The 19,020-nt window shown below is 73.2% G+C and carries 18 protein-coding genes; 11 read left to right on the forward strand and 7 right to left on the reverse strand.

The genetic code is table 11. The features are described 5' to 3' along the window. Positions 1-3 precede the first annotated feature (3 nt). Entirely contained in the window at positions 4-975 is a 972-nt protein-coding gene (locus SYYSPA8_RS11775) for an isoprenoid biosynthesis enzyme family protein (protein ID WP_323447037.1), read from the reverse strand. Positions 976-1,216: 241 nt separating this feature from the next. Here SYYSPA8_RS11775 and SYYSPA8_RS11780 point away from each other — a divergent pair, with 241 nt between their 5' ends. Both SYYSPA8_RS11780 and SYYSPA8_RS11785 read left to right on the forward strand, forming a co-directional pair. After that, positions 1,217-2,317 carry a saccharopine dehydrogenase family protein gene (locus SYYSPA8_RS11780; protein WP_323447038.1) on the forward strand — a complete coding sequence of 367 codons (1,101 nt, stop codon included), beginning with the start codon at positions 1,217-1,219 and terminating at the stop codon, positions 2,315-2,317. Beyond that, the gene (locus tag SYYSPA8_RS11785) at positions 2,314-2,907 is read left to right on the forward strand and encodes a TetR/AcrR family transcriptional regulator (RefSeq protein ID WP_323447039.1); all 594 of its coding nucleotides are present in this window, start codon (positions 2,314-2,316) and stop codon (positions 2,905-2,907) included. Before SYYSPA8_RS11780 ends, SYYSPA8_RS11785 begins: the two co-directional genes overlap by 4 nt. Before the next feature lie 25 nt (positions 2,908-2,932). Here SYYSPA8_RS11785 and SYYSPA8_RS11790 read toward each other — a convergent pair whose 3' ends face one another. After that, entirely contained in the window at positions 2,933-3,061 is a 129-nt protein-coding gene (locus tag SYYSPA8_RS11790; RefSeq protein ID WP_323447040.1) for a hypothetical protein, read from the reverse strand. 170 nt (positions 3,062-3,231) lie between these two features. On the opposite strand from SYYSPA8_RS11790, the gene SYYSPA8_RS11795 reads away from it, so the two are divergent. Continuing rightward, positions 3,232-3,993, forward strand: coding sequence for a maleylpyruvate isomerase family mycothiol-dependent enzyme (locus SYYSPA8_RS11795; RefSeq protein ID WP_323447041.1), 762 nt, complete (start codon positions 3,232-3,234; stop codon positions 3,991-3,993). A gap of 188 nt (positions 3,994-4,181) precedes the next feature. On the opposite strand, the gene SYYSPA8_RS11800 is transcribed toward SYYSPA8_RS11795, so the two are convergent. After that, positions 4,182-4,622, reverse strand: coding sequence for a GNAT family N-acetyltransferase (locus tag SYYSPA8_RS11800; RefSeq protein WP_323447042.1), 441 nt, complete (start codon positions 4,620-4,622; stop codon positions 4,182-4,184). Positions 4,623-4,722: 100 nt separating this feature from the next. On the opposite strand from SYYSPA8_RS11800, the gene SYYSPA8_RS11805 reads away from it, so the two are divergent. Both SYYSPA8_RS11805 and SYYSPA8_RS11810 read left to right on the forward strand, forming a co-directional pair. Beyond that, positions 4,723-5,070 carry a hypothetical protein gene (locus tag SYYSPA8_RS11805; RefSeq protein WP_323447043.1) on the forward strand — a complete coding sequence of 116 codons (348 nt, stop codon included), beginning with the start codon at positions 4,723-4,725 and terminating at the stop codon, positions 5,068-5,070. A 171-nt stretch (positions 5,071-5,241) separates the two neighbouring features. Then, a complete protein-coding gene (locus tag SYYSPA8_RS11810; protein ID WP_323447044.1) occupies positions 5,242-5,793 on the forward strand; it encodes a DUF2690 domain-containing protein in 552 nt (183 codons plus the stop codon). Positions 5,794-5,840: 47 nt separating this feature from the next. On the opposite strand, the gene SYYSPA8_RS11815 is transcribed toward SYYSPA8_RS11810, so the two are convergent. Beyond that, entirely contained in the window at positions 5,841-9,488 is a 3,648-nt protein-coding gene (locus SYYSPA8_RS11815; RefSeq protein WP_323447045.1) for a WD40 repeat domain-containing protein, read from the reverse strand. Between the two features lie 196 nt (positions 9,489-9,684). Between SYYSPA8_RS11815 and SYYSPA8_RS11820 the strand changes: the two genes are divergently transcribed. The 4 genes from SYYSPA8_RS11820 (at position 9,685) to SYYSPA8_RS11835 (ending at position 14,360) form a co-directional block, all read left to right on the forward strand. Continuing rightward, positions 9,685-9,942 carry a YlcI/YnfO family protein gene (locus tag SYYSPA8_RS11820; RefSeq protein WP_323447046.1) on the forward strand — a complete coding sequence of 86 codons (258 nt, stop codon included), beginning with the start codon at positions 9,685-9,687 and terminating at the stop codon, positions 9,940-9,942. A gap of 1 nt (position 9,943) precedes the next feature. Further along, positions 9,944-10,315 (forward strand): toxin Doc, encoded by a 372-nt coding sequence (locus SYYSPA8_RS11825; protein ID WP_323447047.1) that lies wholly within the window; start codon positions 9,944-9,946, stop codon positions 10,313-10,315. A gap of 117 nt (positions 10,316-10,432) precedes the next feature. Then, positions 10,433-11,026: a DUF4291 domain-containing protein gene (locus SYYSPA8_RS11830; protein ID WP_323447048.1), complete on the forward strand. Its 594-nt coding sequence runs from the start codon at positions 10,433-10,435 to the stop codon at positions 11,024-11,026. Between the two features lie 52 nt (positions 11,027-11,078). Further along, positions 11,079-14,360, forward strand: a complete 3,282-nt coding sequence (locus SYYSPA8_RS11835; protein ID WP_323447049.1) for an ATP-binding protein — start codon at positions 11,079-11,081, stop codon at positions 14,358-14,360. 66 nt (positions 14,361-14,426) lie between these two features. Here SYYSPA8_RS11835 and SYYSPA8_RS11840 read toward each other — a convergent pair whose 3' ends face one another. Further along, entirely contained in the window at positions 14,427-15,671 is a 1,245-nt protein-coding gene (locus SYYSPA8_RS11840; RefSeq protein WP_323447050.1) for a cytochrome P450, read from the reverse strand. A gap of 215 nt (positions 15,672-15,886) precedes the next feature. After that, entirely contained in the window at positions 15,887-16,723 is an 837-nt protein-coding gene (locus SYYSPA8_RS11845; RefSeq protein WP_323447051.1) for an alpha/beta fold hydrolase, read from the reverse strand. Positions 16,724-17,043: 320 nt separating this feature from the next. Between SYYSPA8_RS11845 and SYYSPA8_RS11850 the strand changes: the two genes are divergently transcribed. Next, on the forward strand, positions 17,044-17,568 hold the full coding sequence (locus SYYSPA8_RS11850; RefSeq protein ID WP_323447052.1) for an ATP-binding protein: 525 nt from the start codon (positions 17,044-17,046) through the stop codon (positions 17,566-17,568). A 33-nt stretch (positions 17,569-17,601) separates the two neighbouring features. On the opposite strand, the gene SYYSPA8_RS11855 is transcribed toward SYYSPA8_RS11850, so the two are convergent. After that, a complete protein-coding gene (locus SYYSPA8_RS11855) occupies positions 17,602-18,573 on the reverse strand; it encodes a GlxA family transcriptional regulator (RefSeq protein WP_323447053.1) in 972 nt (323 codons plus the stop codon). An 83-nt stretch (positions 18,574-18,656) separates the two neighbouring features. Here SYYSPA8_RS11855 and SYYSPA8_RS11860 point away from each other — a divergent pair, with 83 nt between their 5' ends. Further along, positions 18,657-18,959, forward strand: coding sequence for a hypothetical protein (locus SYYSPA8_RS11860; RefSeq protein WP_323447054.1), 303 nt, complete (start codon positions 18,657-18,659; stop codon positions 18,957-18,959). Positions 18,960-19,020: the final 61 nt, after the last annotated feature.

The raw sequence follows: 19,020 nt of genomic DNA on the forward strand, positions 1-19,020 counted from the left end.
GGTCTACCGCAGGAAGGTGACGGGGGTCAGCTCGGGGACGAGGTCGCTCCACCGGTACCGCTCGACCCGCAGATGCCAGTACACGTACCCGTTCATGTACGTGGCCAGGTAGGGCCGCTGGGTGTCGTCGGCGCAGGCGAGGGCCCGCCGTCGGCTGAGCAGGGCGCGTTCGAGGGTCCGCCGGTAGGACTCCGTGTACGGGATGCGCCGCCGCACGGCCTCGCGGTAGATCGCGCTGGTGGTGAACTCCCGTTCGTCCAGGGACTCCTTGTAGAAGGAGAGCGCGTCGTTCATGTCCGCCAGGTACAGGGACGTCCAGGGCAGGACATGGGCCCAGAAGGACGTGTTGCGGCAGAAGTCCAGGCCGGGATGGAGGAACTGGATCATCCCCGACCAGAAGGCGTTGTACCCGCTCCGGATGCGTACGCCGTCGGTGTCGATGGCGTCGTCCGCGTCCGGTGCGAACTCCGCCTCGAAGAGGACTCCCACCAGCGCCTCGATGAGGAACCCCCGGTGGACGCCGAGGAAGACCGGGTCGCAGAACGGCTCGAACGCGCGCAGCGTCCGCTCCATGTACGCGGCGTGGGGGGAGTGGGTGGGAGTGGTGCCGAGGCCCGCGAGGACGGCACGGGTCAGGGCCCCGTCCTCGTTGCACATGTTGTCGAACGCGGTGACGAAGACGTGGGTGCGGGCGAGTGCCAGGGAGAGGGCGTCGTCCTCGGTGGGCAGGATGAGCTGCTGCATGGTGACCAGGTCGCGTGCGGTGCCGGGAGGGCAGGGCAGCCCGGCCTCCTCCAGCTCGCGTGTGACGACGGCGAGGTTGCGCTCCCCCTGCGCCCGGTCGAACCGGGGCTCGAAGCGCCGGACCTCGGCCAGCAGGGGTTCCAGCAACCCGGCTTCCAGAACGGACTCCACCAGGGTTCGGTGTCCGCTGTCCGGCACCTCGCCGGCCGGCCGTGCAGAGTTGAGGCCCATGCGCTGACGGATCCTTCCGTGGAGGTCGGCTGAGCGTCGTACGGCTGAGTTCCCCGTACCTCTGTTCGCACGGCGGGTCATCCCCTCGGCGTCCGGGCGGCACACCCCGGGGGGATGCCTGTGCCCTGATCTCTATGGGTGCGTCTGTACGAAGACCGAAAACATGTGTGATCTGCGCGGCGGGAGGGCGGGCCGGTCCTCGACGCGACATTTTTAGGTCGGGTGACCTATAGTCGTTCTCATGAACACCGACCAGCTCATGCACGACCCCGACGGCCCCGTCCTCCTCGTCGGCGGATACGGAACCGTCGGCACCGAATTCGCCCGCGCCGCACACGGCCGCTGGCCGCTGCTGCTCGCCGGGCGTTCGCCCGGGAAGGCGGCGGACCTGTGCCGGGAGGTGTCCGCCGAGGCCCGGCGGTGGGATCTCGCCGACCCCGAGCCGTTCCGGGCCGCCGTCCGGGCGGTCGTGAGTCTCGTCAACGACCCGGACGACCGCGTCCTGCGCGCATCCCTCGCCGCCGGTGTCCCGTACGTGGACGTCACCCGCTGGACGGCCCGCGTGCAGCGCGCCGCCCTCCTCGTCTCGGTCGGCTCGCCCACCGCGCCCGCGCTCCTCTCCTCCGGCTGGATGGGCGGTGTGGTGCCGCTCGTCGCCGCCGTGCTCGCGGGGCGGGTCGGCGGGGCCGAGAGCGTCGACACCGCGATCCGCTACGACCTCGCCGACCGCTCCGGAGCCGACTCGGTCGAGTTCATGGACCGGCTCGGCGTCGACTTCGAGGTACTCCAGGACGGCCGCGACACGGTGGTGAGCCCCCTCAGCGGCGCCCGCACCCTCGACATCGGCCCGGACCGCACCAAGGTCGTCAGGATCGACACCCCCGAGCAGTTCACCCTGCCCCTGACCCTGGGTGCCCGCACGGTCACCACCCGGCTGGGCTTCAGCAGCGCCTCCACCACGTCCGCCCTGGTCGCCCTCGGCCGGACCGGGTTCTTCCGGCGGGCCCGGGGCGAGTTCTGGCGGCCCCTGCGCCGCCGTATCCTCCACTCGCCGGGCGAGGGCGGCACGGCCACCGTCCGGATCGAGGTGCGCGGGCCCGGCGGCGCCCTGACCGCGACCGTGACCGACGCGCGCGGCCAGTCCCACATGACCGCCGTCGGCGGGCTCCTCGGGCTGCGGCGCGTCCTCGGCGACGACGGCGCCCCGGCGCCCGGCGCCGGGCTCGCCCTCCCGGAGGCGCACCCGCTGCCGGAGACCGTACTGTCCGCGCTGGCGGCGGAAGGCGTCGTGGTCGACATCGTCCCGTCCCCTGCTGCGTCCTCTCTCCGGGCGGCCGCGTGACCACCGCCAAGGGCGCCGCCCGCCGCACGGCCCTCCTCGACGCCGCCGAGGCCCTGCTCGTGTCCGGCGGCCACACGGCCCTCTCCCTCCGCGCCGTCGCCGACGCGGCGGGCGTGCGCCTCGGCCATCTCCAGTACTACTTCCCCTCCCGGGACGGCCTCGTCGCCGAACTCCTCGCCCGGATCCTCCAGCGCTCCCTGGACCACCTGACGGAGAGCGCCACCGACGGAGGAAGCGGCAGCGGCACCGACGATGTCGGCCTCGACGCGCTCGTCGGCATGGTGCTCGGCCAGCAGACCGACACCGGACTCGTCCGCGTCTTCGCCGAACTGTGGGCCCTCGCCGCCCGCGACGAATCCGTCGCCACCGCCGTCCGCGCCTTCTACCGCCAGTACGTGGACCTCGTCGCCGACCGGATCGCCACCCACGCCCCCGGCCTCCCGCCACCGGAGCGGCGGGCCCGCGCCGAGGTCTTCATCGCCCTGGTCGAGGGCGCCTCCCTGATGCGCTCCGGGATCGCCGGCACCCCGTCGGCGGCCACGGACGCCCTGATCTCGGGCACGGCCCTCGCGATCCTCACGGGGAAATGAGCCCCTGGGAGCCCTCGAAGTCCGGTCACCCGCAGGCGGCGAGCGGGGTGCCGCCCGCGTCGGTGATGGTGTGGTGCTTCGAGCCGAGCGGGAGCGGACGCCGCTGCCTGACCGGCAGCAACGGATCGATCCGCCCCCACGGGTCATCCGGCACCCTCCACGGCTCCACGGAGGACCGTTCCCCTTCCCCATGAATCGTTCAACGAGCCGGCCAGGACGGGAATACGGCGACGACCAGGCTTTCCATGAGCTGCTCCCAACTCCCGCAGCTGACGGCCTGAAACAGAGGGTGCGTCGGCTGAGCCTGGGTGATAGGCAGGCGATGTGACAGAGAGCCTTGAGTTTTCCGCCCTGCTGCAACTGATCGACGAGCGGTCGGCCGTGTTCCGCAGTGCGGTCGCCGCCGCGCCCAGCCTGGATGCGCCGGTGCCGTCCTGCCCCGAGTGGACGTTGTTCGATCTGGTGCAGCACCTGGGTACGGGCCAGCGCTGGTGGGCCGCGGTCGTCACCGCGGGCCCGGCCGGGGCTCCGCCGGCCAAGGACGCTTCGGAGGCGCCGCGCGAGCCCCGGGCACTGCTGGCCTGGTACGCCGAGTCGAACGAACTGCTGCTGAGTGCGCTGCGCGAGGCCGGCGCGGAGCGCGAGTGCTGGGCGTGGTGGGGCGCCGGCGTATCGCCGGCGAACGCCTGGGGCGTCGCCCGGCGCCGGGTGCACGAGGTGCTGGTGCACACCTACGACGCCCAGCTCGCCGCAGGCGCCGTGCAGCCGATACCGGCGGACATCGCGATCGACGGCGTGGCCGAGTTCCTCGACACCTGCAACTCCACCCCGGCGGCCTGGCCGCACGAGCCGGCCACCATCCACTACCACGCCACCGAGGGCCCCTCCTGGCTCCTCGCACTGGACGGCACCGGCGCCTGGCCCGCACCCCTCACGGACGACACCGTGCCCGCCTCCGTTTCGGCCACGGGCACCGCCGAGCAACTGCTCCTCTTCGTCTGGGGCCGCCTCACGCTGAGCGACCTGACGGTCGAGGGCGACCGGCAGGTGTTCGAGCGGCTGATCGCCTGGGAGCCCGAGGAGTAGCCAGTCCGTACCGCTGGCGGACGGCCGGTACGGCCTCGTACGGCTCGGGCCCGTGCGCCTCCCGCAGCCCTGCCGACTTCGGAGGCCTGGAACCGCCGCCGCCCGGGGACGGGGCCGTCAGCAGGTGGACGCCGGCCACGTGCGGTGCGGTGCGGTGCGGTGGGGTGGGGTGTGCGGAGGGGCCGGAGTCAGGAGAGCCGCAGGTCGATCCAGGGGATGGTGTCCCCGGGAAGCAGGTACCGCTCGGTTTCGGCGAACCCGTGCCGGTGCGCGAACCGCAGCCCCTCTTCGTTGGAGGACAGGACGACGGTCTCGATGATGCCGGCCCCCAGCTCCCGTGCCCGGTCGAGCCCTCGCGCGTAGAGGGTCTCGCCGAACCCCTGACGCCGGTGGGCGCCGAGCACACGGGCGATCACCGTCGCCGTCCGCGTACCGTCCACCGGCGGGCGCACCGTACTGCACCCCACGAGAACGCCACCCAGATACGCGACTTCCAGATGATGACGCCGGGCACGTTCCCGTACCTCGTCCAGCGACAGAGGGTGGGTGGGGATGATCACGTTGTGGACGTACCTCCACTCCTCAAGGGCGGCGTCAGTGTCCGGTTGCAGGATGCGAAGGTCGGGCATCGCAGCAGGACACCCGAAGACCCCCCGGACGTCAACTCCGGGCGCCGGACGCCCACCACCGTCGACAGGACGGAAGCCGGGCGCGGGCAGAATGACTCCCGTGCCCACTACCGTTGTCGAGATCCATGTCCCGCTGACCCCGGCGCCCGGCCTGCCGGACGGTGCCTACCCGTTCCCCTGGATCGACGCGGTGGAGGACTTCCTCACCGGCCTGGAGGAACGGGGCCCCGTCCGGGTCCACGACGACGGCGAGGAGGACGGCGACGCCTACGTCTTCTTCGTCACCGGAGCCGGCGAGGAGGCCCTGCTGGCGGTGGCGTCGCGGGTCGCCGCCCTGTCCGGAGTCCCGGCGGGCGCCTTCGCGGTCGTCGGCGACGACACGGCCGAGGAGCCCGGACAGGCCAGGCGGATCCCCCTTCCCCTTCCCCTTCCCGGAGTGGGCCGGTGACCCGGCGGGAACCGCTCAGGGGGCGTGCGTCCCGGGGCCCGGGGCGCCCTTTTCGCCTCCTTCGCCCCCGCCGCCCCCGGGTGGCGCCTTGACCGGGCACGGAGCGGAAAAGAGGCTGATTCCCCGTACTCCTCACTCCTCCGTTTCCCGAACCACTCCCCGGGTGTGTCCATGACGACGAACAGCAGCGAGGGCGGCGACACCGCCTCCCCGGAACCCGCCCCGCGACCGGCAGGCCGTCGCCGTCTGCTGCACAGTCCGGGGTTCCTGGCCTTCTCGGTGGCCGTCGTGGGCGCCGTGCTGGCCGCCGTCGTGACCCCGGTGGGGGATCACGTGGTGAAGGCGTTCCTCGACGAGCCGACCTGCCCCGGCGAGGCGTGCGAGGGCAAGAACCCGCGCGACCAGGGGTGCGGCGAGGGCGCCCGTACGTTCAAGCCCGGGTCGGGCAACCCCGCCCAGCTCCAGATCCGGTACAGCGAGGACTGCCGGGCGCTGTGGGCCCGGATCCAGCGGGGCAGCCCCGGGGATCTCGTCACGGTGCGGGTCGACGGCGGCACCGAGCGGAGCGCGGAGATCGAGTACGACGACGACCAGTTCACCCACATGGTCGGCGCTCCGGACGGCGAGTTCCGGGTGACGGCCTGCGCGGTCCCCCAGCAGGGCGGCGAGAGCGCCTACGAGCGCTACTGCATCCATGCCACGGAGGCCACCGCCTGGCGCTGAACCCGGACGACGCCCCAGAACGGCATCACGGCGCCGAGCCGGGCGAGTCAGCAGGTCTTCCGGTAGCGCAGTCCGGGCATGTACGCGGTCCATTCCCGTCGGGTCAGCTCACCGGAGTGGGCACAGGTCGCCCGGGCGAGAGCGGGAGGGCCCACATCGTACGAAAGCGACGCTGTGTCCGCCGTAGCGGCCCGTACCCTGCCGTCCACGACGACAAGATCCCGTATGGGGCCGGAAGCCCTGGCCACCAGGGCGCCGTCCAGTTGGGGCGCGGCTGTTTCCCAGACGCGTATCGAGCCGTCCGCGAGGCCGACGGCGATCTGAGTGCCGTCGGAGGAGAACGCCAGCGCGGGTCGGCCGTTCGGGTTGCTGGGGCGGCCGTTCTCCTGTTCCTGAAGCACGGCGAGTCGTTCTCCGGTTCCGCGGTTCCAGAGGGTGACCCGTCCGACGTAATCACCGACCGCCAGATACTGGCCGTCGGCGCTGAAGGACACACTTTCCAGATTTCTTTCCCCTGGGGTCGCTGGTCGTGTGGGGCCGGCATCCATTGAATGGGATCGGCCGTCGGTGGTCAGTACGGTCCTCAGGTCCGGCGCGAGGAAACTGTCGTACGCGGTGATGTCGATGTCGGCGGCGAGCAGCCGACGGCTGCCGTGCTGGTCGAACCTCCACACCATCAGACGAAGGTGATCGCCTTCGCCGTTCACCACGATGCCGACGGAGGAGACGGTCACGAAGCTCCCGCCAGGACCGACAACCAGGCTCTCCGCGCCGGAAAGCCGCGCCGTCCAAAGGGTACGGCCGGTGGCCGTACTCACCACACGCAGATCTCGCGCTGGTACACCGGTGGCGTACGCGAGGGCGTCGCCGCGTGGCGAGAAAGCCAGCCTCAGGGGGCATTCTCGGCAGGTGGGGCTGGGGAGTCGGCGTATGAGGGCGCCGCTCTGGGCGTTGCGCAGCATCGGTCGTCCGTTCTCCGAGGTAACCGCGAGGCGGCCGTCCGGGCTGAGACGGATCTCCCGGACCTGGGGCAGAACGGGGGTGGTTTCCAGTGTCCTGCCGAGGAAGAGGGTGCGCGTCGTCACGCTTGCGCGGCCTTCCCGGTAGCGCACCATTCCTACGCGTTCGTCAACGCGGATCTCATAGACGCTGTGGTTGACAGGCGGGCTGATATAGACCGGGCTCCCGGGGTTATGGGTTCGCCAGATTCGCACGGTGCCACTGGTGTGCGCGGTCAGCCAATCACCGGACGGGCTGAACGCGAGGTTCTCGGCGTCACGGGCTGGCACATGAGGGCGCTCGCGTCCGGAGCGCAGATCCCAGGTGCGCACGCTGTTCGGCGTGGGTGCGGCGAAGGCCCGACTGTCCGGAGTGAAGGTGATTTCATCAGCCATGCAGGCCGCCCGCGATAGGTCCCGGGGCGGAGCGTGGACCGTCCGGCCGGTCAGATCGTGGATCATCAGACGGCCCTGATTGCACCAGGCCACCAGGCGATTGTCGTTCGTGACGGCGTACGGAGGGCCTCCGTTGCGGGCATTGCGGGTAGTGAACAGAGGCTTGCCGGTGCGGGTGTCCCGCACTTGGAGCAGACCACCACCATTGTCGCCGACGACGAAGAGCTGTCCGTCAGGACTGAAGAAACCCCTGTCAAAGCGGTGGGCACCCAGAGGGATACGGACTTCCCGCCCGTCGGGAGCGCGGCGCAGGACCAGGTGGCCGCTGTCCCAGGAGGCGATTACCCCGCTGTCGGGCGCGAGAGCGAAGAATTCCTCTCCGGGTATGCGGTCGTCTGCGATGTGTCGGTGGGAGGCGATGTCCCAGCGCATCAGCCGGTCCTTCACCACGACGGTGAGGGTCGTGCCGTCAGGACTCAGCTGGCGTTTGACGGGCTCTTGGTCGAGCGCGGGGGTGAAGAGGTCGTGGTCGCTCTGCCCCGCTCCGGCCCGCACCGCTTCACGGGTCTCCGGCAGATCGGCGATGCGGTACGCGGCCACTCCCAGGCGCAGGGCGACGCGTGGGTCGGTGGTGCGCAGGGTGGCGGCGACGGCGGCGATCCGGCGGGCCTCGGACTCGTCGCGGCGCTTTTCGATGGCCCGGCTCTGCTGCCAGGCAGCGGTGCCCGCGAGTACGGCGGTCACCAGTAGTGCGGCGAGCAGGCCGGTCAGGCTCCGGAGTCTGCGGACGGCCCGCCGCGCCGCTCTCTCCTCTCTTCGCAGCGCTTCGACTCCGGCTGTCAGGAAGGCGCGCTCGCCGTCGGTGAGGTCCGTGGCGTCAGTGAACGACTGACGGGCCAGGGCCAGCCGTACGCCCCGGTAGAGCGCGCCCGGGTCCCGGTCCAGCTCCAGCCACGCCCTGGCCGCGTCGGTGAGATGGCGGTGCCGTCGCAGTCGCTCGCGGTCCTCGTCGATCCAGGTACGGAATCTGGGCCAGGCGGTGAGCAGAGCCTCATGGGCGAGTTCGATCTCGTCGCCGTCGGTTGTCAGCAGCCGGGCGGTGATGAGGCTCTCCAGGATCCGGTTGGCGGTGGGTGAGGTGTTCAGTTCGGCGCGGCCGGCGCGGCGCCGGGTGTCCGGGGTGCCGTCGCCGGGGGCGACCAGCCGCAGCAGGAGGGCGCGGGCGACGGCGGCCTCCTCGACGGTGAAGGCGGCGCAGGTCTCCTCGGCGGTGTGGGCCACGGCCCCGTGGATACCGCCGATCGCGTCGTAGGCGGCCTCGGTGAGCCTGCGGCCGGCGCGGCGGCGCCACACCTCCCGCAGGGCGTGCGCCATCAGCGGGAGCCCGCCCGGCTCGCCGTCGGTGTCGGAGACGATCCGGGCCGTCAGCGCGCGCTCGACGATGACCTGCCGGGTGGCGGCCGGCCGGATCACCGCTTCCCTGAGCTGATGCGGTGTGAGAGGCCCGACGAGGAGGGCCGCGTCCCGCAGGGCTTCGGCGAAGGGGCCGTACTCGGCGCAGCGCCCCGAGAAGTCGGCCCGCACGGCAAGGACCGCGCTCAGCCGGCGGGCGGGGTGACGGGCGGCGAGGAGCAGGTCCAGGAAGGCGATGCGCTCGGCCGGGTCGTGACAGAGCGTGTAAAGCTCCTCGAACTGGTCGACCACGAGCAGGGTGCGCCCTCCGCCACCGACCGGGGTGAAGCGGGCCCGGTGAGTGTGGGCGGGCCGCTGACCGGGGGTGAGTACCTGGACGGTGGTGAAGTGGTTCGGGCCCTGTCCCCGGTCGCGCAGGGCGGGTACGAGTCCGGCGTGCAGCAGTGACGACTTCCCGCAGCCGGACGCGCCGACCACGATGGTGAGGGGCCGGCTCAGGGCGAGCTGGGTCAGACGGGCGGTGAGTTCTTCCCGGCCGTGGAAATGTGCCTGCTCGGCGGTGTGGAAGCGGGCCAGGCCGGGATAGGGCGAAGGGGAGTCGTCCGCCGACGCGATCTGGTCGCTGTGCTCCCTGGACACCTCGTGCCAGCGGGCCTCCCAGGCCACCGGGTCACCGCCGCACGCCTCGACGTAGGCCAGGGTGACATTCAGCGACGGAAGTTGTTCACCGGCCGCCGCCCGCGAGAGCGTCACCGGCGAATACGCCACCCCGCGTGCCATGGTCCGATAGGGCGGACCGCCCGCCTCCGTACGGAGTTTCCGCAGGTCGTGCGCGAACCGCTGCACCGGCCCCGCCGACGGGTCGACAGGCCCCTCACGACGCCCCACTCGTCACTCCCCTCCTGCTCCTCCTGGTGAAACCAGCCCCCGACCGAGGCTAGGAACCTGCCGAACAGGCGCACAAGCCCCCATCCGGCCCGCCCCTGGGCGGGATCCCCCTGGGCACACGGATTCGCGGATTCGCGGACTCGCGGACTTCGTCGGTTCCGTACCGACGCTGTACGCCCTGCTGTACGGTCGTGCCATGTCGAAGTCAGTGACGATCAGGGTCCCCGAGGAGCTCTACGCCCAGCTGCGGGAACGGGCCGACACCGAGGGCACCACGGTCACCGCGCTCATCACCGAGGCCGCGCGCAACGCGGTCCGCGACCCCCGCTTCGAAGGCGCGGCCGAGGTCTTCCGGCGGTTCGTCTCGGAGAACGCGGACGCGTTCGACACGGCCTTCCCCGAGGACGCCCCCACCCGCCAGGACGCCGCCGGGGCTCCCGGGCGGGCGGCCTGACGTGGAACTGCACATCGACATCCGCTGGCTTCTGGAGCGCCAGGCCGAAGTGCTGCCCAAGGACCCGTCGGTGCACGACTTCTCCACCCTCGTGGCCGCCGTCGCCCGCCACCGCGTCAACACTCCGCAGGTCGGAGCCACCGTCGACAACGCCTGGCGCGCGGCCGCCCTGCTGCACTCCGTCATCCGGCTGCGCCCGCTCCCGGCCCGCAACGCGCTGTACGGGGCCGCGATCGTCGTCTCGTACATGGACGCCACGGGCGAGGCCATCGACCCGCCGTACGGGGCGCTCATCGACCTCGCCCGCGACATCGACGCCGGTCGCGCGGACGGGTACGACGCGGCCGACCGCATCCGTTCCTGGCGGATCTGAGGGCGGAGACCTGAGGGCGGCGCGGAAAGCAGTCCCGCAACCAGTTCCGCAACCAGTCCCGCAAGCGGCGCGGAAAACGATTGGTCCCCATCAAGGCGTTCGTCCAGAATTGCCGGCATGCCAGAACCCACCTACCGGATCCGTGCCCTCCACACGGCGTCCACCGTCACCGTCTACCAGGCGTACACACCGGGAATCGGCCTGCCCGCCGCCCGGACGGGCCGCTTCCCGGCGGCCTGGAAGCGGGACCGGATGACGTGGATCAAGCCGTCCTTCCTCTGGATGATGTACCGCTGCGGATGGGCCACCAAGGAAGGACAGGAGACCGTCCTCGCCGTCGAGATCACCCGCGAGGGCTTCGCCTGGGCGCTGGAGCACGCCTGCCCCGCCCAGTACGAGCGCGGACTCCACCCCGACAGCGCCACCTGGCGACGCGCGCTGAAGCGGGCACCGGCCCGGGTCCAGTGGGACCCCGAGCGCGATCTCTCCCTGCGCCCCCTGCCCCACCGTTCGCTGCAACTCGGGCTCACGGGCGAGGCCGCCCACCGTTACGCGGACGAGTGGACCGTCTCCATCAGGGACGTCACCCCCCTCGCCCACGAGATCCGCGCCCGGGTACGGGACGGTGACGTCGACGGCGCCCGGCGACTCCTCCCCGCGGAACGCCCCTATCCCGAACCGGACGGGCTCCTGGACCACCTGCGCCCCTGAGCGGAGCCGAGGCCCCAACTCCCGTACCCGGCCGCGGTAATAGGCTGCTGCGGTGACGATCGAACTGACCGTTCTCCCCACCGTCTCCTACCGGGGCCACGAGATCACCGCCCCCCGGCTGCGAGGGCTGATCGCCCTGCTGGCCGGCGACGAGCGGTCCGGGTGCGGCACCGGGCGGCTGATCGAGGGGCTGTGGCCCGACGAGCGGCCCGCCAACCCGGCGAAGGCGCTCCAGGTCCTCGTCGCGCGGGCCCGTTCCCTGCTCGGCCCCGAGGTCATCGTCAGCACCCCCACCGGCTACCGGCTCGCGCTCGGCCCGGACCGGATCGACGCCTCCGCCCTGCTGCTGCACGCGGCCGCCGCCGCCGAGAAGTCCCGCGCGGGGGACCACGCGGGCGCCCTCGCCGAGGCCGAGGCGGGGCTGGAGCTGTGGGACGGCGCGGGCGCGGCGCCCCCGGACGGGACGGCCCCGGACGCGGCGGCCGGCGACCCGGTGGCGGAGCTGCGTGCCGGGTGCGCGGCGGCCCACCGTGGCCTGCGGCGGGCCGGCGCTCTCGCCCTGGCCCGCACCGGCGGCCGGGACGCGGCCGTCGCCCCCCTCACGCGCGCCCTGGCCGACCACCCCCGGGACGAGGAACTGCTGCTGGAACTGATGCGCTGCGAGGCGTCCGTCAGCGGCGCCGCCGTCGCGCTGATGCTGTACGACCGGCACCGCCGTGCCCTGCGCGACGAACTGGGCACGGACCCGGGCCCCGCGCTGCGGGCGTTCCACCAGGAACTGCTGCGCGGCGAGCGGCCCGCGATCCGGCGCGGAGTGCCGCACGAGCCCAACCAGCTGCTCGGCAGGGAGGCCGACATCGCGGCCGTGGAGCGGCTGCTCGGCGTCTCCCGGGTCACCTCGATCGTGGGCCCCGGCGGCCTGGGCAAGACCCGCCTGGCGGGGGCGGTGGGCCGGCGGTCCGGGGCGCGTTCGGTGCACATGGTCGCGCTCGCCGCCGTGACCGACGACGCCGATGTGGCGGATGCGGTCGCGGAGGCCGTGGGGGCGCGGGACCCGTCGCGCTCCCCGCAGCACCCCCCGGGTTCCCCGGCGGGCGGCCGGCGGACCGCCGACCTGGTCGGCGCGATCGTCCCGGCCGTCGGTTCCGGGCCGGCGCTGCTGATCCTGGACAACTGCGAACAGGTCGTCGCAGGGGTGGCCGACCTGGTGGGCGCGCTGGTCGCCGCCACCCGCGAGCTGCGGATCCTCACCACAGGACGGGCGCCGCTCGGCCTGTCGTCGGAGTCGGTCCACCTGCTGCCGGAGCTGGACCCCCGGGCGGCGGTGGAGCTGTTCGGCCGGCGTGCCCGCGCCGCCCGCCCCGGGGTGGAACTGCCCCGGGACGAGGTCGCGGAGGTGTGCCGCCGGCTGGACGGCCTTCCGCTGGCGATCGAGCTGGCGGCGGCCCGCGTACGGGTGATGACGGTCGCGGAGATGGGCCGGCGGCTGGAGGACCGGTTCGCGCTGCTGCGGGGCGGAGCCCGGGACACCCCCGAACGCCACCGCACCCTGCACGCGGTCGTGGACTGGAGCTGGAACCTGCTGGAGCCGAGGGCACGGGCGGCGCTGCGCGTGATGTCGGTGTTCCCGGGCGGATTCACGGCGGAGGCGGCGCGGGCGGTGCTCGGGAACCACCCCCGCTTCACCGGCCCCGGCGGCGACGACGTGCTGTCCGTCCTGGAGGACCTGGTCGACCAGTCCCTCCTGCGGGTCACCGACACACCCTCCGGTGCCCGCTTCGGGATGCTGGAGACGGTACGGGAGTTCGGCGCGGCGCACCGCGGCCGGGCGGGGGAGGACGCGGCGGTGGCCACCTGGTTCACCGCCTGGGCCGCGGACTTCGGCAGGAGCCACCACGAGGGGCTGTTCGGCCCGGACACGGCGGCCGTCCGGCAGCGGGCCAGGGCCGAACAGGACAACCTCGTACGCGCTCTCGCCCTCGCCCTCGCCGCGCGGGACGGGGACGCGGTCGCCGCGGTCGCCGCCGTCCTCGCCGGGCTGTGGACGGTGGAGTCCCACTACGCGCGGATCGGGACCCTGGTCGAGACCACCGCCCGGCTCTTCTCGCACCACCGCCCCGGCGCCGCCTCCGTCGAAGCGACCCGTACCGTGGCGACGCTGGTCTGCGTCGGCTCCCTGCTGGGCACCGGGCGGGCCGAACCACGGTTCCTGCTGGCCCTGCGCCGGCTGCCGGCGGCACCGCCCGACACCCTGGTCCGGGCCGCCGCGACGGTGCTGTGCGCGCTGCCGGGCGTGCTCGGCCCCGACGGGGCCGTACTGCGGGAGCTGCGGGCCGGCGATCAGCCCCTGCTCGCGGGTGTCGCGGACGGGTTCGCCGGGTTCGCCGCCGAGAGCGGGCAGGACCCCGAGCGGGCGATCGCGGCCGTGAGCGGCATGCTCGCCGCCGTCGAAGGGCTGGGCCTGCCGTGGCTGGAGGTGGTGGCGCTGTCCCGGCTGGCGGAGCTGTACCTCCACCACGAGCGGGGCGCGGAGGCACGGGAGAGCATCGGGCGGGCCATCGCGATCCTCGACGGCTCCGGCGCGTGGACGGACACGATGGGGCTGCGCTGGGCGATGGTCCTGGCCACGCTCCAGACCGGCGCGGTGGACGAGGCCGGGCACTGGCTGGAGGCGGCGGTGCGCGAGGAGCCCGGGGACTCGATCGAACTGCTGGCGCCGGACCTCGCGGCCCGCGCGGAGACGGCGCTCGCGCGGGGTGACACGGACCGTGGGCTGGCCCTGTGGCGGCAGGCGGTCGAGCGGCTGGCCGGGGGCACGGTCCCGGCCGCCTACGGCGCCGAACTGGACCTGGAGCCGTGGAGCCTGGAGGTACGGGCGGTGACGGTGGCCGCGCACGCGCGGCACGGCGCGCTCCACGCGGTGGGGGAGTTGCTGGCGGACCTTCCCGGCCGGCTCGCGGCCCGGTTGGAGAGCCGTCGGGGCCCCGCTCACCGCCGGCCGCCGGCGGGAACGGCGGTGAGCGGGGCGCTGGCGCTCGCGCTGGGCCTGGCGGACCTGGCGTCCCCTGCTCTTCCCGTCGGCCCCGCGGATACGGTCGCGGCGGCACGGCGGCGCGAGCGGGGCATCCGGCTGGTCGTGCTGGCGGACCGGCTGGGCTGTCCGCGCACCTTCCATCCGACGATGTCGTCGGCGGCCTCCGAGCGGCTCGCCCGTGCCGCCGACGGGGCGGTGTACGCGGCGGCGGTGGCGGAGTACGCCGGGCTGGACCGGGACGGGCTCGCGGCGGCGGGACTCGCCCTGCTGGCGGGGGAGGAGCAGGACGGGGCCCGCTGAGCCCCCGCCGTGAGCCGTTGCCGCAAGCCCCTGCCGTGAGCCCCTTGCCGGTACGGGGCCGGGGGCTCAGAACCGTACCGGCAGGCTCTTCAGGTGGAACCCGTCGCCGGGCCAGTGTCCGAACTCCAGCGCGTCCCGGGGCACGGCCGGTCGCAGGCCGGGCCGCCCGATGAGCATCCGCTCGAAGACGGTCCTGGTCAGCATCCGGCCGAGGGCGGCGCCGATGCAGTAGTGGGGTCCGTGCCCGAAGGCGAGATGTCCGTCGCCACGCCCGAACCGGCGCGAGATGTCCAGGTGTTCGGGGCCCTCCCCGTACTCGTGGGGGTCGTGGTTCGCGCCGAGGAGGGCGACCGCGACGGCCTCGCCCCGGACCAGTTCGGTACCGGCGAAGGTGAAGTCCTCGGTCGCGTACAGAGTGGCGCCGATACGGACGAGGGAGACATACCGCAGGAGTTCGGCGACGGCCCCTTCCAGCAGGTCCGGCCGGCCGCGGAGCAGGTCGAGCTGGTCGGGGTGGTCGAACAGGGCGAGAACGGCGTGCGCGAGGAACAGGGCGGGCGGTGTGATGCCGGTGTTGATGAGGAGCAGGACGGTGGAGACGAGACGTTCCTCGGTGAGGGGGGAGCCGTTCTCGTCGGTGCTGCGGATCAGGGTCGAGATCAGATCGTCGCGGCCCTCGGCGCGGCGCCGGGCGATGAGGTCCTTGAGATGCCCGACGATGCCCTCCAGCGCGGCGCCGACACCCGTGCCGTCACCGTAGGCGAAGTCCCGTATCCAGCCGCACACCTGGTCCCGGTCGGCGGCGTCCACACCGACGAGTTCGCAGATCAGGGAGGTCGCCAGGGGATAGGCGAAGTCGTGCAGGAAGTCCGCCTCGCCTTGGGCGGCGAGGTCGTCGGCGAGCTGCGCGGTCCGCTCCTCCAGGAAGGGGCGCAGGGCGGTGACCCAGCGGGCGGTGAAGGCCCGGGTGAGGGGCGCCCGGCGGCTGGTGTGCTCCTCGGCGTCGAGGAGGGCGAGATGGTCGTTGACGAACGCGATGTACTCGGGCGGGAGGTCGCTGAAGGCGTCGGTCAGTTCGTCCTGGTGATCGGTGACGCCCTCGGTGCCGGGGATACGGCCGCGGTCGCGGATCAGCCGGGGCTCGGTCAGGGCCTCCTTGACGTCGGCGTAGCGGGTGACGAGTCGTACGGGGGTGGTGAGGCCCGGCAGGACGACCGGGGTGAGCGAGGGCCGGTCCCGGAGGTCGGCGTAGCCGCGGACGGGGTCTTCGAGGAGTTCGGGGGTGAGGTGGCGGACGGGGCACTGCGACATGGGGTCCTCAGCCTTCCGGGATCTGCGGTCGGTTGCTTGCCCGAAGCCTGCGGGGAGCCGGTTTCAGCCCGGCGTCAGCGCGGTTTCACTCCTGACGCCCCCGGTGGTCGGGCCGGCGGGCGGGCAGGCGCGGCCGGACGGCGCTTTCCCACCCCTCCGGTAGCGCCCACCGTGCCCGCGCGGACCTGGTCCGCGTTCCCCCCCGGCGGGTGCCGCTACGGGCCCGTATCCGCCTCCACCGGATCCACCGGGTCCACCGGGGGTACGGGGTCGGCCCGGCGGACCGCCGCGGCGAAGGCGGCCGGGGCGTCGATGTGCACCAGGTGCGTCGCACCCGGGACGACCTCCGTCCGCATCGCGGGCAGCGCCCGCGCCAGCCGCCGCCGCACCCCGTGGAAGAAGGGATCGCTCCGCTCACCCAGCAGAAAGGTCACCGGGACCCGGACGCGGCGGATCCGGCGTGTCGGCAGATGCTCGAAGAGCACTCCGAAAGGATGCGGATCCAGCTCCGCCAGCACATTCGCCGCGTGCGAGAGCAGCCGTTCGCGCTCCTGCGCGGGCGCGCCGTCGAAGGAGTCGCCCGCCGCCCAGCGGAAGAAGTGCGCGGCGGCCTCCCGGGGCCGCCCCCGGAGCTGGTCGCGCTTGGCCCGGGCCAGGGCGCCCAGCATCGGCGCCGTGGCATGGCGCAGCCCGTGCAGCGGGGGTTCCACCAGGATCAGACGGCGTACCAGGTCCGGGCGTTCGACGGTCAGGGCGAGCGCGATGTTGGCACCCGCGCTCCAGCCGGTGACGGTCGCCGGTTCCCCGGCGACCTGTTCGAGCACGGCGGCGGCGTCCCGGACATGGCGGCGGTGATCACGGACCGGAGGGTGCGTGGAGGCACCGTAGCCACGCCGGTCGTAGACGATGACCCGGCGGTCCGCCGCCAGGTCGCCGACCACACCGTCCCAGGTCGCGGCCTGCGCCCCGCTGCCGTGGATCATCAGCATGGGTGCGCCCCGGCCGTGCTCCTCGTAGGCGAGGTCGGCTCCCGAGTAAGGGAGTACGGGCATCCGTGCCGCCCTCAGACCCGGGAGAGGGGGACGGTGTGCGGCCCCGGCCGGAGGCGGGCCATGGGCGGGGGGAACAGGGGAAGAGGGCACACGGGCGGCTCCTTCGCCGAGGGACACTTCCGGCACCGTAGGCTCCCGCGCCCGGGGCGCACTGTCCAACATCTGTACACACCGCCGCCCGGAACCCGAGCCGCACCGGAGTCCTCTCCCGCACCGGAGTCCTCTCCCGCACCGGAGTCCTCTCCCGCACCCGTACCCGTACCCGTTCTGTGACGCGATCCGTATCGGCCCGCGAACCGTGGCCCGCTAGCGTCGGGGCCATGATCGTATGGCTCAACGGCACCCACGGCGCGGGCAAGACGACGACCGGCGCGCTCGTGCAGCCGCTCCTCCCCGACGCGCGGGTGTTCGACGCCGAGAAGGTCGGCGAGACGCTGATGGACATCACCCCCGGGCTGCCCCGGACGGACAACTTCCAGCACTGGCCGCCGTGGCGGCCCCTGGTCGTCGAGACCGCCCGACACGTACTCGACTACACCGGCGGCACCCTGGTGATGCCCATGACCGTCCTCGTCGAGCGGTACTGGCGCGAGATCAGCGCGGGACTCGCCCACCACGCCATCCCGGTGCGGCACTTCGTCCTCCACGCCGACCAGGACACCCTGCGCCGGCGCATCGCGGGCGACACCGTCCTCGGCCCCGACTCCCCGTTCCGCCTGAAGCACCTCGAACCCTACGCCGAGGCGGCCCGCACCTGGCTGCACGCCGAGGCCGAGGTCGTCGACACCACACACCTCACACCCGCCCAGGCCGCCGGGCGGATCGCGGACGCCGTCAAGGGCTGAGGCCCGCGGGCCCGAAGGCTCCGAAGCCGTCCATCAGTGCCGCACCTCGGACACCGGGCCCCGGAAGGTCCTGCGGTACGCGTGCGGGGTGGTGTCGAGCGTCCGCAGGAAGTGGTGGCGCAGCAGGGCGGCGGTCCCGAACCCGGTGCGGCCCGCGATGGCGTCGACCGTGTCGTCGGTGGTCTCCAGCAGCTGCTGCGACAGCAGGATCCGCTGCCGCAGCAGCCACCGGTACGGGGTGGTCCCGGTCTCCTGCCGGAAGCGGCGGGCGAAGGTCCGCGGCGACATATGGGCCCGCTCGGCGAGCCCCTCCACCGTGATCTCCTGGTCGAGATGGTGTTCCATCCAGGTGAGCAGTTCGCCGACGGTGTCGCAGCGGCCGGCCGGCAGGGGGCGTTCGATGTACTGGGCCTGTCCGCCGTCGCGGTGCGGCGGCACCACCATCCGCCGGGCGACGGTGTTGGCGACCTTCGGGCCGTGTTCCTGCCGCAGCACGTGCAGCGAGGCGTCGATGGCGGCCGCGGTCCCCGCCGAGGTGATCACCGGCCCCTCCTCCACGTAGAGCACGCCCGGGTCCACGATGGCGCGGGGGAAGCGTTCGGCGAGTGCCTGGGCATGGCGCCAGTGCGTGGTGCAGCGCCGGCCGTCGAGCAGGCCCGCCGCGCCGAGGACGAAGGCGCCGGTGCAGACGCTCAGCAGCCGGGCGCCCCGCGCGGCGGCGTGGCGCATCTCGGCCAGCAGCTCCGGCGGATAGTCGCGGCTGGGGTAGTCGCCCCCGGTGGGCAGCGCGATCAGATCGGCCTCGGCGAGCCGGTCGAGTCCGTACGGGGTGGTGATCTCGAAGCCGGCGTGCGTGCGCAGCGTGGGCCCGGCGGCGGAGACCACGGCGAAGTCGTAGACGGGGAGCCCGTCGTCACTGCGGTCGTGTCCGAACACCTCGCACAGTACGCCGAGTTCGAACGGGTGGACGACATCGAGCAGGACGACGGCGACGTTTCTCAGCATGCGCGCAGTGTGGCAGTAATTTGCTTCCATATGACAGTCCTGCCACTGCCGGACCGGTCCCCCGGGCGGCGAAAGTGGTGGACATGACCACCACGACACTGTTCAGCTGGCTCGCGCTGCTCCTGGCCGCCGCTCTTGTCCTGCTCCCCTCCCTCGTCGGCCATCTGCGGGAACGCCGGATCGACCGGCAGCTGAGAGAGGCGGAACGGGGCCACCGCCCGTCGGCCCCGGCGCGCGCGGCCGCCCCCGCGCCCGGCCAGGCGGCCGCCCCCGCGCCCACGTCGGCGCGGGCAGCGGACCGGCCCCGGGGCTGGGACCCCGGCGCGACCCGTCACGAGGCACCCGTACGCGAGACGGCGGTACGCGAGACGGCCGCGCGCCCCTGAAACGCGGCCGCCCCACCCGGGGACACCGGACGGGGCAGCCACGCTCCGGCAGCTGACCGCG

The sequence above is a fragment of the Streptomyces yaizuensis genome (assembly GCF_034961445.1).
Lineage (GTDB): Bacteria > Actinomycetota > Actinomycetes > Streptomycetales > Streptomycetaceae > Streptomyces > Streptomyces yaizuensis.